The sequence below is a fragment of the Nocardia asiatica NBRC 100129 genome, from assembly GCF_000308415.1.
Lineage (GTDB): Bacteria > Actinomycetota > Actinomycetes > Mycobacteriales > Mycobacteriaceae > Nocardia > Nocardia asiatica.
This window is the reverse complement of record NZ_BAFS01000165.1, coordinates 1-15,333: the sequence shown is the minus strand read 5'-3', so window position 1 is coordinate 15,333 and position 15,333 is coordinate 1. Positions and strand designations below refer to the sequence as shown.

Genomic DNA, 15,333 nt, shown 5'->3' with positions numbered 1-15,333 from the left:
CGTACAGCACAGCGCCAACATCAACTTCTTCGGCGCGATCGAAGTCGACATCGACGCCGAACTCGCCGCGCTCGGCCCGACGGGCTACCGGCCGCTGCGGGTGCGCGACACCCTGTTCTGACCGGTCCCGGCGCTACCCCAGGGCCCGGTTCGTGTGCTCGCGGCCGAGCCATTCGGTGGTCGTCATATCCGGGATCAGGTCCGCGCAGGATCGTCCGTCCTGGGTCCAGTCGTGGCCCACGGGCTCGCGGGTAGTGCGGTCCGGCGACGTAGCCGAAGGAGTAGGGGCGGCGCCCTCGACTCCGATCCGCAGCTTGTCAGCGGTGATGCCCGCCCACTGGCGTCCGGAGTGCCAGATGATCACCCGCCACACCCGGCCAGTGGCGAGCCCGACATATGCAGAGGTTAGGACTTACTGCGTGCGAAAAGAATCGCTTGCTGAGCTTTCGCATCCGGGTCGAGCAGCATCTGGGCCTCGACCACGAATCCGGCATCGTGCAGCCAGGATGCCACCTGGTTCGGCTGACGGTGGTGGACATGGACCTTCATCGGGTGACCGCCGTAGCCCTCCGTCTTCAACAGCGACTCGTCGCCGACGTGAAACAGGAGTTGCAACGGTCCGCCGGGACGCAACGCTCGGTGGAAGCGCCCGAACACAGTCGGTACCTCGTCGTCGGGGATGTGGATCAACGATTGCCAGGCGAGCAGGCCGGCCACCGAAGCGACGGGCAGGTTCAGTTCCGTCATCGAGCCCACCTCGAACCGCAGGCCGGGGTGGTCGCGCCGGGCTACGTCGATCATCGCCGGGGAGAGGTCGATACCGAAGGCGTCGACACCGAGCTCATGCAGGTGGGCGGTGACTTCGCCGGGGCCGCAGCCGACGTCGGCGACCGGTCCGCCGCCAGCGGTCCGCACGCTGTCGGCGAACAACGCCAGAGCCGCGCGAAGGTACTGGTGTCCGGCGAGGGCGCCGCGCACTTGGTTGGCATAGCTGACCGCGACCGTGTCATAAGAGGTTCGGGTGTCGGCCAACCAGTCATCCGTGGTCATGACCGGCACGATATTCCATGATCGCGGCGGACTCGGCGCTACCCGGGAACGACACCGGTGCCTCCACCCGGCCGGGGTGGTGGCACCTGTAGGCAGGACGGCATTGCTCATGGCGCGGGCCCCGAGAGACTCTGGCCGACTCTGTCATCCGGTGGCGTGGGCATCGTGCGGCGAACGGCGGTACGCGTCTGGCTGTGACCGCGCAACGATAGTAGTGAGACCCCGGATAATGGCCTGTTATCCGGGGTATCGTGAAACCCGACCTGCGACGCACCCACTCCGCCGCATACACGAAGCGACCCCGTTACCCGGGGCAAGCCCGGAGAAGGGATCCGATGGCCGCGAAGGTGACCCGGCTACGCACCGCCGCGCCGGCGCGCACCCTGGGCTCTGCCGCCGAAGCCTTCCTCGACACGATCGGCTCGGCCAACACCCGCCGCGCCTATAGCATCGCCATCGTCAAGACCGTCGACCAACTCGACGGCCGCGGCCCTGACGGGCTCGTCGGGGCCCGCCGCGCCCTGGACTCGGTCACCGACACCGAAGTCGGCGCCGCGCTGGAAACCCTGTGGGGCAACGCGGCGGTCAACACCTGGAACGCACGCCGCGCCGCGGTCGGCAAATGGCTGTCCTGGTGTGCCGAGCAGGGCTGGACCGCACCGATGCTCCCGGCCTCGGCCGCACGGTCGACCCCGCCGGACTCCGACACCCCGGTCCGTTCGCACACCGCGATCGACCGGCTCATCGCCCGCCGCGATATCCACCTGCGCGAGAAGACGCTGTGGCGGATGCTGTACGAAACCTGCGCCCGCGCAGAAGAACTACTCCAGCTCAACATCGAAGACCTCGACCTCGCCGGCCGCACCGCAGCCGTGAAGTCCAAGGGCGCCAAACCCCGCACCCGCCGACGTGGTGCCATCCACCACGAACACGTCCTCGAGAACGTGTACTGGGACGCGGGCACCGCCCGCCTGCTGCCCCGGCTCATCCGCGACCGCACCCGCGGCCCCGTGTTCGTGACCCACCGCCGACCGGGGCCCGGCAAGTACCTCGCCGACCGCGACCTCTGCCCCGACACCGGCCTTGCCCGACTGTCCTACGACCAGGCCCGCGACCTGCTCGACACAGCCACCGCCATCGACGGGCCCGGAACCGGCTGGGACCTGCACGAACTGCGCCAATCCGGCCTGACCCACCTCGGGGAATCCGGGGCCAGCCTGCTGGAACTGATGGCCAAGTCCCGCCACCGCAAAGCCGAGAACCTGCGCCGCTACTTCAAACCGTCCCCACAGGCGATGCGCGAGCTGACCTCGATCCTGGGCCCGGGAGCCGAACGCCGGCGCTGACCAGCAGCTACGCCGTATCCGTTGGTTTTTCGGCGATTACTACCGGAACCCCGGTTTGGACGATCCGCCTGGTCCATCCGGCCGCGCGAGTCATCGAGATCGGCGGCCCGCCCGCGTCGTTCGTCACCCTCGGTCACCGGCCCCTCGATCACCGGCCTCGCGTTACGCCAACCGAATCAACCCAGGCCGATTCACGATCGGGGTTCAGGAAGGTCGGGTGGGTCGGCGGGGAGCCCCTCTTGCACGCGGAGGAACTTGAGATAGTCGATCAACGACGCCAAAGACTGCTGAGACAGATCCATCGCACGGAAGGCCACGGCCTCGAGACCGGGCGCGGTGCTCAGCCGCAGGTATTCGATCTCTTGACGGCCGCGCTGCCACGCCTCGTCGTCGGTGAAGAATCGGATGTCCACGTCGAACGCCGCGGCCAAGCCGGCCGCATGTTTCAGCGACGGGTTCTGCTTCAGCCCGGAACGCAATTGCGCGACGTACACCGCCGAGATCGGGTACCCGAGTTCGGTAGCGCGGCGCGCGATCTCGTCGGCGGTATAGCGCCGCCCCTCGGGATTCGGCATGGTTCGGAACAAATACTCGAGCCGGTCGGAGAAGGCACTGTTGCCCATGCCGCGCGCTCCTTCTCGAGTCGAACTCCCTTAGAAGTCGGGGTTATGCTAAAGCATACATTCTTGATAGCGGTGCGGTAACCGTCGAGGGATGCTTCGCGCCGCAGCCGACGACCTCGGCGAGTGTCGAGCGCGAGCACCCTGCGGCAACTCGATTCCGTACGGCGCATGAGCCTTACGGCTTCGCGGGGGAGCCGGGCCGAGTGCGTGTGACCCGAGTCATATTCTTACTGGGCACCCACATATACTGAGGCATAGAAACTATGCTCCAGTATTCAGGGAGCTCGGACGGGCGTTGCCGATCGCCGCGTCCGTTTCCCGTGGCACCGGAGGTGGCGGAGCATGGTTGTGCAGGTACGGGTCGGGTCTGCCGCCGACGTCGCGATCGCCCCCGCATCACCGAGATCCGCTGTGGTGGGCCGACCTCGGCGCAGCCGGTCGGTGAAATCCCGGCCCGAGCGGAGCATCTGGTGCTCGAATCGTTGCGCGGAAAGCGCTTCCGCCCGCTCGTGGCGATCTCGGCGGCGTAATTCGGTGACCAGAGCACCGCACGGCGATCGGCGGACCGAGAAGCGGATAGCGGGCTGAGATGGGGAGAACGAAAGACATCATGAGACTGTTGACGAAAGGGCCGTTCGAGATGTTCGGCCGGGCCGAGCGAACACTCGTCGACGCGGAATCGGTGTTACGCCGGGTCGAGGACACGTTCGCCAGGACAGAGGCGACCCTCGACGTCGTCGGAGTCACCTTGACCACGGCAGCGCAGACGATGGTGCGGTCTCAGACCACCCTCGCGGCGGTGGACGAGCGGCTGGCCGAAGTGAACGCCATGACCCGTGAAGCCGTCGCGCTGATGGAGGGGACCCGCGCCCTGCTGGACGAGTTGCGTGCCGTCGTCGCGCAGCTGGCGGGGCAACCGGTCACCGGAAGCATCCAGCGGTGAGGCCACCGGCGTCGCGGCGGCAATGAGCGCGAAACCCACTGCGTCGTAACAGCTCGGATTATAAGCGCAGCCACGCTCACGACCACCTCGCTTGCGCGCGCGAGAGCCCCGCCGCCCGGCTCGGACGCGGCACCGCGGGCCATGAGCCTGTGTTACCTTTCCCCTACTTAATAATGAAAATCGTTTCCTATGACGGCTCGGATCGACGTGCGACGAGGAAGCGGGCACCTCGATCGCGGCCACAGGGGTGCGGTGCTGCCGGAGGCGTCGTGGGCTCGGGCAGGGACGGACAGGAGCCGTGACGATGGGTGGTACAGGGGTGGCGCTGCAGGTGGACGAGGTGGACCACGCGCAAGAGGAGAAGGTGGAGGTCGAACCCGCCGGTGCGTTGTTCCGCGTGACCGAGCCGGTGCGGGGGCGGCTCGTCACGGCACTGCTCGCGGCCGCGCTGGGGGCGGTCGGCGGGGTGGTCGGTTTCGTCGGTCTGGCCATGGTGCTGTGGGAGCTGTTCGATCCCGACCCCGACACCGGCACGGTGGTGATCCTGCTGGTGGTGGCCGGGGTCGGGTTTCTCGCCCGATTCGCGCTGCGCGCGTGGTCCTTTCTCGCCTCGCACCTGGCCTCCTTCGACCTCGAGCAACGTTTGCGGACCGATCTGGCCAACCATCTCGGCCGGGTTCCGCTGGGCGAGGCGCAGCGTCTGGGCTCGGGCGCGGCGAAGAAGATCGTGCAGGACGATGTCCGGGGATTGCACGTGGCCATCGCCGACGCCGTTCCCCTGGCCGGTTTCACCATCGCGCAGCCGATCGCCGCGCTGGTGGCCCTGGGGTTCGTGGATTGGCGGCTGCTGCTGGCGGTTCTCGTGATCCTCCCGGTGGTGTTCGTCGGCATGCAGCTGTCGATGCGGGACTACGCCGAGACCCGGCGCCGCTACGACGAAGCCAACGAGGCCATCAACGCGGCGGTGGTGGAGTTCGTGCAGGGCATGCCGGTGGTGCGCACCTTCGACGACGGCACGGTGTCGTTCCGGCGGTTCGTCGACCGCGTCCGCGAGTTCAACACGGCCACCGCTGCCTGGCAGAACAGCAGCCGCAGCGCCATGATCTTCGCCAACCTGACCGTGGCGCCGCTGCCCACCGCCCTGATCGTTCTCGCGGTGGGCATCTGGCTCACCGCGGACGGTTCGATGTCGCCTGCGCAACTGCTCGCCGCGGTCCTGATCGGGACGCTGCCGGTGGAATCGGTGATTCCACTGATGAACCTGTCGCACTTGATCAATCAGTCGAAAGCCGGGGCGGTGCGCATCGTCGAACTGCTCGATATCGCGCCGCTTCCCGAACCCGAGCAGCCGAGGTCACCGAAGGACGGATCGATCGTCTTCCGGTCGGTCACATTCGGTTACGGTGGCGCCGATCGGGCCGCGCTCTCGGGTGTCGATCTGGAGATCCCCAGCGGCACCGTCTGCGCGCTGGTCGGTCCGTCGGGCTCGGGCAAGTCGACGGTCGCGCGGCTGATACCACGATTCTGGGACGTCGGGGAGGGGCAGGTGCTCGTCGGCGGGGTGGATGTCCGCGAGATCTCCTCCGAGGAACTTCTCCGGCACATCGCCCTGGTCTTCCAGGACCCTTTTCTGCTGTCCGACACCGTGGCGGAGAACATTCGCCTCGCGCGCCCCTCGGCCAGCGATGCCGAGGTCGAAGCCGCGGCACGCGCGGCGCAGGCACACGACTTCATCGTCACCGAATTGCCGCAGGGCTACGCCACTCCGGTCGGTGAGCGAGGAGCGCGCCTGTCCGGTGGACAACGCCAGCGGATCACCATCGCCAGGGCGCTGCTCTCCGATGCCCCGATCGTGATCCTGGACGAGGCGACCTCGTTCGCGGACCCGGAGAACGAGGCGGCGATCCAGGACGCGATCGCCGCGCTCACCCGTGGACGTACCGTGCTCGTGGTCGCCCACCGGCTGTCCACCATCGTCGACGCCGATCAGATCGTCGTGCTCGAATCCGGCCGGGTCGCCGAATCCGGCACGCACACCGAACTGGTCGCGTCCGGAGGCCGCTACGCCCAGCTCTGGGAGCATCACGAACGCGCACGCGGTTGGGGTCTCGGCAGCGGCAAGAACCAGGAGGTTGCGCAGCGATGACGAGAATCCTGCGACTGATGCTGCTGGCCGCCGGGGCCTACCGGGCCGAGTTCCGGCGCACCCTCTGGTCCGCGCTGATCAGTTCGATCGCCCTGGCGGCTGCCTATGCCACGTTGATCCCGCTGCTGTACGAGCTGAGCAGGCCGGAGGTGAACGCCGCCGCCGCGTGGACCTGGTTCGGCGTCCTCGCCGCGTGCTACGTGGTGCAGGCCGTGTTCCATCACCGGCAGCTCGAATTCGAGTACGGCCGCTGGGCCGACGTGATCGCCGATGCTCGATTGCGGCTCGGCGAGAAGTTGCGGACCATGCCGCAGGCCGAACTCGATCGCCGGGCCGCTGGTGATCTCACCACGGTCATCGGTGGCAACGTCGCCAACGCGACGATGAGTTCGTCCTCACTGGCCCTGATGTTCCTCCAGATGGTGACCATCCCGGCCGTGCTCGGCGTGATCATCGTGATCGTCGACTGGCGCCTGGGTCTGGTGCTCGCCGTCTCGGTCCCGTTCGCGGTGCTGTTCGTGCGCCGGATCCAGCGGATCTCCGGGGCGGGGATGCGCCGGCTCGACGCGGCCGACGCCGCGGCCGCGAGCCGGGTGGTCGAGTATGTCCAGGGTCTGCCGGTGTTGCGTGCCACCGGGCAGACCGGCAGCTCCTCGCAGCGGCTCGTGGAGACGCTCGAGGAGCAGAACGAGGCCATGTCGGCCATGCAGAACCGGTTGACCTGGCCCGGCCTGCTGGCCTCCAGCGTCGTCCAGTTGTGCCTGGTGGCGATGGCGGCTCTCGGTGCGGCCCTGGTTCTCGACCTGCGGATGTCGGTCGCGCTGCTGGTAGCCGTGGTCGCGGCGGCGGTGCGGTTCGCCGAGCCCATGTCGACGGTGTCGAACATGTCGGCGCTGTTCGAGATCACCGATTCGGCGCTTGAACGCATCGGAGAAGTACTGGACACCCCAGAGCTTCCGGTGGGTGATCCGGCGGCGAAGATCACGCGATTCGATCTCGAATTCGAGGACGTGCACTTCGGTTACGCCGACGCGGCACCGGTGCTGCGAGGGGTTTCGTTCGCCGCCGCGGCGCACTCGCTGACGGCGCTGGTGGGCCCGTCGGGGTCGGGCAAGACGACCGTGACCAGGATGCTGACCCGGTACGCGGACCCGGACAGCGGGACCGTCCGCATCGGAGGCGTCGACCTGCGCACGCTCGATCCGGTGGAGATCTACCGGCACATCTCGGTGGTCTTCCAGGACGTGTACCTGTTCGACGACACCATCCGCGCGAACATCGCGCTGGGCGCGCCCGAGGCGAGCGACGCCGAGATCGAGGCCGCGGCCCGGGCGGCGAACGTGCACACCTTCGTCGAACGGTTGCCGCGCGGCTACGACACCCGGGTCGGGGAGATCGGTGGCGCGCTCTCCGGTGGTGAGCGGCAACGCATCTCGATCGCGCGCGCGATCCTCAAGGACGCGCCGATCGTGCTGCTGGACGAGCCGACCGCCGCGCTCGACACCGAGAGCGAGGTCTACGTCCAGCAGGCCATCGACGCACTGGTCGCGCGCAAGACGGTGGTCGTGATCGCCCACCGGCTCTCCACCGTGGTGGCGGCGGATCAGATCCTGGTGCTCGAGGACGGCCGGGTCACCGAGCGGGGCACCCACGACGAACTGCTGGCACACGAAGGCCGCTACAGCGCGATGTGGGCCGCGCAGTCCAGGGCGCGGCACTGGCGGGTGGCCGCTTCCTCCTGACGTGGCTGTGCTGCAACGAAAACCGTCCTCACCACGGATGATCCGCGGCGAGGACGGTTTTTCGGGAGGAGGACTCGCGCTACCGTGACAGTCGGATCGCGGCGTGCGCGGGCACGAGATGAGGGGCGATGCAGGCGAGTTTCTCGCAGGTCTCCTCGTGTTCGCGCTCGGGCGTCGAACCGGCGACGACGCCCGCACCGGCGCGCAGCCACGACCGCCCGCCGCGCCGGTAGACGGCACGCAGCACCAGTGCGGCGTCGAGTGCTCCGGTGCTGTCGGCGCGTACCACCGCGCCGCTGTAGAGGCCGCGGGAACCGGGTTCGAGATCTCCGATCGCGGTGCAGGCGGCCGCTTTCGGGATCCCGGAGGCGGTGACCGCCGGGTAGACGGCGGCGAGCGCGTCCCAGCAGGTGCGGCCGCCGGACAGTCGGGTCTCGACCCGCGACGCGAGGTGTTGCACGCTGCCGCGCTCCTTGACGGTGAGGAATTCGCTGACCCGCGTGGCGGCGCCGACGCCGGTGAGTTCCTCCATGGCGAGGCGGACGGAGGTGGCGTGCTCGTAGATCTCCTTCGGATCGGTGAGCAGATCGTCCCGCAGCGCGCGGTCGCGGACGATGTCGCCGGTGCGCGCCCGGGTTCCGGCCAGCGGCTGGGTGCTGATCAGGCCGGTGCCGTCGGCTTCGAGCACGGTCTCCGGGCTGACCCCGGCGGCCTGCCAGCCACCGAGATCCAGCAGGAACGAGCGGGCCGGGGTGTTGGCCCGCCGGACCGCCGCGTAACTGGCGGGCATGTCCACCGCGAACGGCACATCCACCTGGCGGGACATGATCACCTTGTGGAATTCGCCGCCGCGGATACGGTCCAGAGCGGAGCGCACGCGCTGCAGATAGGCGGGATCGAGCGCGTCGACCGGCACCGGCACCGGTGCCCGCGCGGGGGCGGTGAGACCGGCCGGCTCCAAGTCGAACGGGACGCCCCAGCTGCGGATGTGCACGGACGTCGCGGTGATCTCGAGTTCCACGCCGGGCACCATGAAGTGCGCGAGCACGTCGTCCGCAGCCGCGGAGTCCGGCCGGCAGAGCTCGAAGCACGCCCAGCCGTAGGCCCGCCATCGCGGCATCGGCGCCCGGTCGAGCGCGGCATGGATCCGCGCCCACGGACTGCCGCTCCAGGCTTCGGTGTGCTCGCCGCCGAGAGTGGTGTGCAGCCGGTCGGGGCCGACGGTCACCGAGCCGATCGGGTTGCCCGCCACGAACCAGCGTCCGTGCTGCTCATAGACGACGTAGTCGTGCAGCAGTCCGGACGCGGCGATCGCCGTCGCCAGGCTCAGCGGGTCGGTGTCGTGCGGGCGCACGCTGTGCGAGTAGTGCTGCGGAGTGGGCGCGGGCGCCGGGAATCGGCTGATCGTCACGAGAAGAACTCGGTGATCCATCGGGGAGCGTCGGTGCGCGACCACTGCATGAACTCCAGCCCGACGTCCTGGCTGATGTCGAAGTAGCGGCGCTCCGGGTTGCCGTGCGGCAGATATTCCGGCCAGAAACGGTCCCGGTTGATCCGCTCGATGATCGCCGTCGCGGCGTCGGCCGGCTTCGCATCCCCGCGCTCGACCGCCTCGCAGGTGGTGCGGGTCGTCGTCAGCAGATCACGCAGGGCCGCGGCCAGTTCGGAATCGCCGCGTTCGAGCGTCCGGAACACCTGATCGTCCCGGCGCCCCAGATAGCGGGACAGCGAATGTTCGAGGGCGGCGTCGGAATAGAAACTGTAGGTGTGCCACACCCGCAGGACCGCGTCCCAGAGGGCGTAGTCGCGGAAGCCCACGTACGACGAGTAGGCGAGATCGTCGTGGACGTCGAACATTCGCTGCTGCACCGCATCGAGCCCGGTGAACCGCTCGGTCGACCAGTCACCGTCGCGCGTCGCCTCGATGATCCGCCAGGCCAGCGCGTTCACGGTCTGGAAAGAGTTCGCCAGGCCGCGGGAGAACAGCGCGTCGATCGCGCCCGCGGATTGGGCGGTGAGGCAGAAGCGGTCACCCACCGTGTTCGACGCGGAGTACTGCAGCCGCCCGGTGCTCACCCACGGCCGGACCGCCTTGGCGGAGCGGAACTGCGCCGCCACCGCGGGGAATCGCTCGAGGAACTCCGCGAACTCCTGCTCCGGCGCGACCCGTTCGTCGGTGACGGCCTGCCCGGTCAGGGTGAGCCCCACACTGCACAGTGGATTGCGAGAGCTGTCGTGGTTGTCGAACGGGATCACCCACAGCCAGCCGCCGTCGAAGACGTGGTGCAGCGTGCCGTTGTGCCATCGGCTCGGCTGGCCGAATTCCACCGGGCTCACGTCGTCGAACGGCTCGACGCCGATCATGTGGGTGAACAGCGATCGCGAGTGGGTGCGCGCCCGGCTGGGCTGTTCGCGCAGCCCGAACCGCTGGGCGAGCACAGAACGAAAACCGGTGGCGTCCACCAGGTATTCGGCTGTGAACGTCTCGCCGGACGCCGTCCGCAGTGCCACACCGCTGCCCGGCTCGATGTCGAAGTCCTCGATGCGGGTGTTCTGACGCGGGACCGCGCCGTAGCGGACGGCGAGATTGAACACGTGCGCGTCGATGTCCTGGCGGAACCAATGCGATTCGGCGCGGCGGTAGGCCGATCCCACCACGACCTGGTTGGCCCGGTCCGGGAGGGGAGAGCTGCCCTGCTCGTGGTAGACGAAGCCGAAATTCTCTTTCTGGCCGCACGTCGTGCTCACCCGCTCGGCCGTGTCCGGGTGATTCGACAGCGCCGCCAGCTCGGGAACGTCGTAGCGCTCGGCGAGGATGCGCAGCGTGCTGGTGGCGTGCGGAATGGTGGATTCGCCGACCGCGAAACGCGGATGCACTCCGGCGTCGATGAGCAGCACCCGGACGTCGTGGCGGGCCAGGATCGTCGCCAGCGTGCTTCCCGCGATCCCGGCGCCGAGGATGGCGACATCGAATCGGGTGTCGGTCGACGGTGTCATGGCTCGAGCTCCCTGTGTTGTGGTGTGTGTTCGGTTTTCCGGTGCCGGTGCGGCCGCACCGGCAGGCGGCGCAGGCCGCGCAGTCCCATGCCGGACCGCCAGCGGAGGTCGGCGGGATCGGCCGCCAGGCGCAGCTCCGGCCAGCGCGCCACGAGTGTGGTGAGCCCGATACGGCCCTCGGCGCGGGCGAGCGCGGCGCCCATGCAGTTGTGGATGCCGCCGCTGAATCCGAGATGGGGCCGCGGCTCCCGATGGATGTCGAAGGCGTGCGGATCGGGGACGTGGGCCGGGTCGCGGTTGGCCGCTGCGGTGAACACCACGACCCGGTCGCCGGTTTCGACGCGCCGGTCGGCGAGTTCGAACGGCTCGATCGCGTAGCGGGTGGTCGCGGATTCCACCGGCCCCCAGTAGCGCATGGTCTCTTCCACGGCGGGCGCGGCGAGGCCGGGATCGTCGCGGAGAGCGGCCCATTGCTCGGGATGGGTGAGCAATGCCAGGGCGGCGCCGGCGATCAGGCCGGCCGATGTCTCGAAACCGGCGGCCATGAGCAGGCCGATCATGGCCATGAGTTCGGCGTCGGTCAGCGCGTCGCTGCCGGATGCCGGATGCGCCAGCCTGCTGACCAGGTCGTCGCCGGGCTCGCGGCGTTTGAGCAGGACGAGATCGCGCGCGTACTGCTCGAGCTGGGCGTGCAGTTCGGGGTCGGGGGCCGACAGCGGAGTGGAGGCGGTCGCCGCTCGGACCGCGAGCACGCGCAGCCCGGGATGCCATGCCGCGGGGAAGCCGAGGATTTCGCCGAGTACCGTCAGCGACAGCGGGTAGGCGTAGGTGTGCAGCAGGTCGACAGTGCCGTCGCCGTCGGCGGCCGCGCGTTCGGCGTCGCTCAGAAGCCGTTCGGCGTGCCGCGCCACCGCCGGGTGCAGCGCGGTGACCGACCTGGGGGTGAACGCCTGCTGCGCGGCGCGGCGCAGCCGGGTGTGCTCCGGCGGGTCGGACAGCAGCATGGTGTTCGGGGCGCCCTGGAGCCGTGCCCGCGCCCGGGCCGCGCGTTGCTCGGGGGTGAGCAGGGTGCGCGGATCGTTGGCCAGGCGGCTGTCGCGCAGCGCGGCTTCGGCCGCGGCGTAGCCGGTCACCATCCAGAAGCCCCGCCCGGGTTGCTGCGGTATCTCGACCAGGGCGACGGGGGATCGTGCGCGAAGCTCGTCGTAGAGGGTGTGGGCGCGTTCGTGGAAGTCCTCGGCCAGCAGATCGATCACGATCGGGCGGGATGCGTCGAGCATGGAGCGTTCCGTTCAGACCGGAGTGGCCTCGATGATCGAGTACGACGTGGGCAGGATGGTCGGATGCACCGCCGTGACCGTGAAACCCGCTCGGCGACAGAGTGATTCGTACTCCAGCCGGGTGCGTTCCTGCCCGCCCATGTTGACGAGCATGCTGATGTCGGTCAGATACGGGGCCGGATTCGCGGTGTCGACCACCTCGGGCAGGACCGACTCCACCACCAGCAGTCGTCCATGCTCCGGAATCACCGCGCGGCACCGAGCCAGGATCGTCAGGCAGCGTTCGTCGTCCCAGTCGTGCAGGATGTTCTTGAGCACGTAGGCGTCCGCGCCTTCGGGTACCGCGGTGAAGAAGTCGCCGGCTTCGATCCGGCAGCGCTCGGCGACGCCGGCGGCGGCGAGGGTCGAGGGCGCTTCGGCGACACCGGTCGCCGAGTCGAACAGCACACCGCGCAGTGTGGCCGCGCCGCGCAGGATCTGTGCCAGCACCGTGCCGTCGCCGCCGCCGATGTCGGCGACGGTGTGGTGCCGGGCGAAGTCGTAGCTCACCGGGATCAGCTGCGCGATGGGCAGGCTGACCTGTCGCATGGTCGCGTTGAAGCGTTCGGACAGTTCGGGTTTGGTGGCGAGGAAACCGAAGAAGTCCATGCCGTAGAGCCCTTCGAAAGTCGGCCTGCCCGTGCGCACCGCCTCCTCGGTCAGCTTCCAGGAGTCCAGCAGCGCCGGGTCGGTGAACAGCAGCACCGCGGCCGCCTGGGAGTCCGGCCGGTCCGTGCGCAGCGGCATACCGGCCTCGCCCAAACGGAAGACGCCCGGCCGGGTTTCGACGACCAGCTCGAGGGCGGCCAGCGCGCGGAGCAGCCGGGCGAGCGACGGGGGATGGGTTCCGGTGATCTCGGCCAGTTCGGCGGAGCTGCGCTCGGCGTCGCCCAGGTGATCGGCGAGCCCGAGGCGGGCGGCCGTGCCGACAACCTGCGAGCAGATCGTACCGAACATCATGTTCATGAGCCGTAGTTGAGCTGCCATGCCTGCTTCCTGTTGATCACCGAAAAAGACTGTCTACGTGCGCATTTCGCGTCTCTGCATGGAAAGGCCGGCTTGACCGGCCGGGTGGGGACATCGTAGATTCTAGCATTACTGAAAACGATAATCGTTTTATTGCAAGGGATCGTGATGCAGGAACAGCTCCGTCGGACCTCCTCACCCGCCGCGCCGAAGGAGGGCTGGGCCCGCGATGTGCGCAGCCTGCGACAAGAGATCAGCGAGTGGACCGGCGTGCCCGTGGCGGAGCTCACCGACGACGCCGATCTGCTCGCCCTGGGGCTGGATTCGGTCACCGTCATGCGCATCTCCGGACGGATGCGGCGTGCGGGCAACCAGGTCGAGTTCCGAGATCTCGTCGGTAACCCGACGCTCGGCGGATGGTGGAAGCTGCTGCAGCGTAGTCGATCCGACGGCGACGGCGCGCCGGACGCGGCGATGATCGCCGACGTGGACCGCACGGCCGCGTTCCCGCTGGCGGTCATGCAGCACGCCTTCTGGATCGGGCGCACCCGGGCACAGGAACTCGGCGGTGTCGCCGCACATCTCTACAGCGAGTTCGACCGCGACGGCGGTCTCGAGCCGGACCGGCTGGAGCGCGCGGTCCGCGCCCTCATCGCGCGACATCCGATGCTGCGGGTGACGATCGACGCCGCGGGCATGCAGCGGGTGACCGAGCACGGGAACTGGCCCGGCCTCGTCGTCCACGATCTGCGGGAACTGCCCGAGCGCGAGCGCCTTCGGCGATTGGCGCGGACCCGCGACGACCTCTCGCATCGGAGCATGGACGTCGCGGCGGGCGAGGTGTTCGATCTCCAGCTCTCGCTGCTGCCCGAGGGCCACACCAGGGTGCACCTGGACCTGGACATGATCGCCGCGGACGCGCTGAGCCTGCGCACCCTCCTCGCCGACCTGACCACCCTGTACGACCGAGGCCCTACCGCGCTGCCCGCGCTGGAGTACACCTACGGGCAGTACCTCGCCGACCGCGCGCACGCCAGGGCCGCGACGCGCGAACAGGCGCGCGCATGGTGGCAGGCCCGACTGCCGGAACTGCCCCCGGCGCCCGATCTTCCGTTGCTGACCGCTGAGGAGGACGGCCCGCGGGTCGCCCGCCGCCACCACTGGCTGTCGCCGGAGCGGGTGGCGCTGCTGCGCGAGCGGGCGCACCGGGCCGGTCTCACTCCGGCGAGCGTGCTCGCCACCGTCTTCGCGGAGACGGTCGGCGCCTGGAGCGGCGCCGACCGCTTCCTGCTGAACCTGCCGGTCTTCGACCGCGAGCCGCTGCACGACGACGTGGACCGGATGGTCGGCGACTTCTCCAGTTCGGTGCTGCTCGACGTCGACCTGTCCGCGCCGATGCCGGTGACGCTACGCGGGCGGGCGATCACCGAGCGGCTGCGCGAGGCGCTCGGCTATTCCGCCTACACCGGTGTCGAGGTGCTGCGGGATCTGAGCCGGGCACGCGGCGGACCGCGGGTGCTGGCGCCGGTGGTCTACACCAGCGCGCTGAGCCTGGGCGAGCTCTATCCCGCGCAGATTCGCGAGTGTCTGGGGACACCGTGCTGGACGGTCTCGCAGGGGCCGCAGGTCTGGCTGGACGCGCAGGTGACCGAATTCGACGGCGGCATCCTGCTCAACTGGGACGCCCGGGTGTCGCTGTTCCCGGCCGGAATGCTGGACGCGATGTTCGACGCGTACGTGCGGTTCGTCGAACTGCTGCTGGACGACGCCGCCGCCTGGGATCGTGCCGCGCCGTGGCCGGTGACCGGCCATCACGAGGTGCCCGCCGCCGCGGCGGTCACCCCACTGCACCAGCGGTTCTTCGCCCTGGCCGCCGCCGATCCGGACCGGACGGCGCTGCTCGCCGGCGACACGGTGATCACCTACGGCGAGCTCGCCGAGCGAGCCCGCCGCACGGCCCGGTTCCTGGTGGAGCGCGGTGTCGGCCGCGGGGACAGCGTGGGCATCACGCTGCCCAAGGGGGTCGAGCAGATAGTGGCGACCCTCGGGGTGCTTGCCACCGGCGCGGCATACGTGCCGTCGGGGATCGATCTTCCCGCCGCCCGGCGGGAAGGGGTCTACCGCACGGCGGGCGTGCGGCTGGTCATCACCGAGGCGGCTATCGCGGCTGCGGAATCGTGGCCCGGCGACATAGAACCGAT

Annotated in this window: 12 protein-coding genes; 5 read left to right on the top strand and 7 right to left on the bottom strand. The window is 69.2% G+C overall.

Annotation, left to right across the window (positions count from 1 at the left end; genetic code table 11):
• Nucleotides 1-133: 133 nt before the first annotated feature.
• Both ON27_RS15525 and ON27_RS15520 read right to left on the bottom strand, forming a co-directional pair.
• The gene (locus tag ON27_RS15525) at nucleotides 134-364 is read right to left on the bottom strand and encodes a hypothetical protein (RefSeq protein ID WP_157227205.1); all 231 of its coding nucleotides are present in this window, start codon (nucleotides 362-364) and stop codon (nucleotides 134-136) included.
• 41 nt (nucleotides 365-405) lie between these two features.
• Nucleotides 406-1,050 (bottom strand): class I SAM-dependent methyltransferase, encoded by a 645-nt coding sequence (locus tag ON27_RS15520; RefSeq protein WP_043726735.1) that lies wholly within the window; start codon nucleotides 1,048-1,050, stop codon nucleotides 406-408.
• A gap of 335 nt (nucleotides 1,051-1,385) precedes the next feature.
• Between ON27_RS15520 and ON27_RS15515 the strand changes: the two genes are divergently transcribed.
• Nucleotides 1,386-2,396, top strand: coding sequence for a tyrosine-type recombinase/integrase (locus ON27_RS15515; RefSeq protein ID WP_043726731.1), 1,011 nt, complete (start codon nucleotides 1,386-1,388; stop codon nucleotides 2,394-2,396).
• Between the two features lie 191 nt (nucleotides 2,397-2,587).
• On the opposite strand, the gene ON27_RS15510 is transcribed toward ON27_RS15515, so the two are convergent.
• Nucleotides 2,588-3,019, bottom strand: coding sequence for a helix-turn-helix transcriptional regulator (locus ON27_RS15510; protein ID WP_043726729.1), 432 nt, complete (start codon nucleotides 3,017-3,019; stop codon nucleotides 2,588-2,590).
• A 610-nt stretch (nucleotides 3,020-3,629) separates the two neighbouring features.
• Between ON27_RS15510 and ON27_RS15500 the strand changes: the two genes are divergently transcribed.
• The 3 genes from ON27_RS15500 (at nucleotide 3,630) to ON27_RS15490 (ending at nucleotide 7,850) form a co-directional block, all read left to right on the top strand.
• Nucleotides 3,630-3,962 (top strand): hypothetical protein, encoded by a 333-nt coding sequence (locus ON27_RS15500; protein WP_043726723.1) that lies wholly within the window; start codon nucleotides 3,630-3,632, stop codon nucleotides 3,960-3,962.
• 304 nt (nucleotides 3,963-4,266) lie between these two features.
• Nucleotides 4,267-6,108, top strand: a complete 1,842-nt coding sequence (locus ON27_RS15495; RefSeq protein WP_083887600.1) for an ABC transporter ATP-binding protein — start codon at nucleotides 4,267-4,269, stop codon at nucleotides 6,106-6,108.
• On the top strand, nucleotides 6,105-7,850 hold the full coding sequence (locus ON27_RS15490; RefSeq protein ID WP_043726719.1) for an ABC transporter ATP-binding protein: 1,746 nt from the start codon (nucleotides 6,105-6,107) through the stop codon (nucleotides 7,848-7,850). The genes ON27_RS15495 and ON27_RS15490 overlap by 4 nt, the downstream gene beginning before the upstream one ends.
• A 79-nt stretch (nucleotides 7,851-7,929) precedes the next feature.
• Here the strand turns inward: ON27_RS15490 and ON27_RS15485 are convergent, their stop codons facing one another.
• Genes ON27_RS15485 through ON27_RS15470 form a run of 4 tightly spaced genes read right to left on the bottom strand, consistent with a single transcriptional unit; the run spans nucleotide 7,930 to nucleotide 13,153 of the window.
• The gene (locus ON27_RS15485) at nucleotides 7,930-9,261 is read right to left on the bottom strand and encodes a salicylate synthase (RefSeq protein ID WP_245559964.1); all 1,332 of its coding nucleotides are present in this window, start codon (nucleotides 9,259-9,261) and stop codon (nucleotides 7,930-7,932) included.
• Nucleotides 9,258-10,847: an NAD(P)/FAD-dependent oxidoreductase gene (locus ON27_RS15480; protein ID WP_051046638.1), complete on the bottom strand. Its 1,590-nt coding sequence runs from the start codon at nucleotides 10,845-10,847 to the stop codon at nucleotides 9,258-9,260. Before ON27_RS15480 ends, ON27_RS15485 begins: the two co-directional genes overlap by 4 nt.
• Complete coding sequence (locus ON27_RS15475) at nucleotides 10,844-12,127, bottom strand: cytochrome P450 (RefSeq protein ID WP_051046637.1); 1,284 nt, start codon at nucleotides 12,125-12,127, stop codon at nucleotides 10,844-10,846. Before ON27_RS15475 ends, ON27_RS15480 begins: the two co-directional genes overlap by 4 nt.
• A gap of 12 nt (nucleotides 12,128-12,139) precedes the next feature.
• Nucleotides 12,140-13,153, bottom strand: coding sequence for a methyltransferase (locus ON27_RS15470; protein WP_043726717.1), 1,014 nt, complete (start codon nucleotides 13,151-13,153; stop codon nucleotides 12,140-12,142).
• Nucleotides 13,154-13,300: 147 nt separating this feature from the next.
• Between ON27_RS15470 and ON27_RS15465 the strand changes: the two genes are divergently transcribed.
• On the top strand, nucleotides 13,301-15,333 hold a 2,033-nt coding region (locus ON27_RS15465; RefSeq protein WP_157227204.1), incomplete at its 3' end, for an AMP-binding protein.

Excerpts from the sequence above, each read along its gene's own strand:
- ON27_RS15475 (WP_051046637.1), bottom strand. The coding sequence starts at position 12,127 with ATGCTCGACGCATCCCGCCCGATCGTGATCGATCTGCTGGCCGAGGAC.
- ON27_RS15500 (WP_043726723.1), top strand. The coding sequence starts at position 3,630 with ATGAGACTGTTGACGAAAGGGCCGTTCGAGATGTTCGGCCGGGCCGAG.
- ON27_RS15495 (WP_083887600.1), top strand. The coding sequence starts at position 4,267 with ATGGGTGGTACAGGGGTGGCGCTGCAGGTGGACGAGGTGGACCACGCG.
- ON27_RS15510 (WP_043726729.1), bottom strand. The coding sequence starts at position 3,019 with ATGGGCAACAGTGCCTTCTCCGACCGGCTCGAGTATTTGTTCCGAACC.
- ON27_RS15470 (WP_043726717.1), bottom strand. The coding sequence starts at position 13,153 with ATGGCAGCTCAACTACGGCTCATGAACATGATGTTCGGTACGATCTGC.
- ON27_RS15515 (WP_043726731.1), top strand. The coding sequence starts at position 1,386 with ATGGCCGCGAAGGTGACCCGGCTACGCACCGCCGCGCCGGCGCGCACC.
- ON27_RS15480 (WP_051046638.1), bottom strand. The coding sequence starts at position 10,847 with ATGACACCGTCGACCGACACCCGATTCGATGTCGCCATCCTCGGCGCC.
- ON27_RS15520 (WP_043726735.1), bottom strand. The coding sequence starts at position 1,050 with ATGACCACGGATGACTGGTTGGCCGACACCCGAACCTCTTATGACACG.
- ON27_RS15490 (WP_043726719.1), top strand. The coding sequence starts at position 6,105 with ATGACGAGAATCCTGCGACTGATGCTGCTGGCCGCCGGGGCCTACCGG.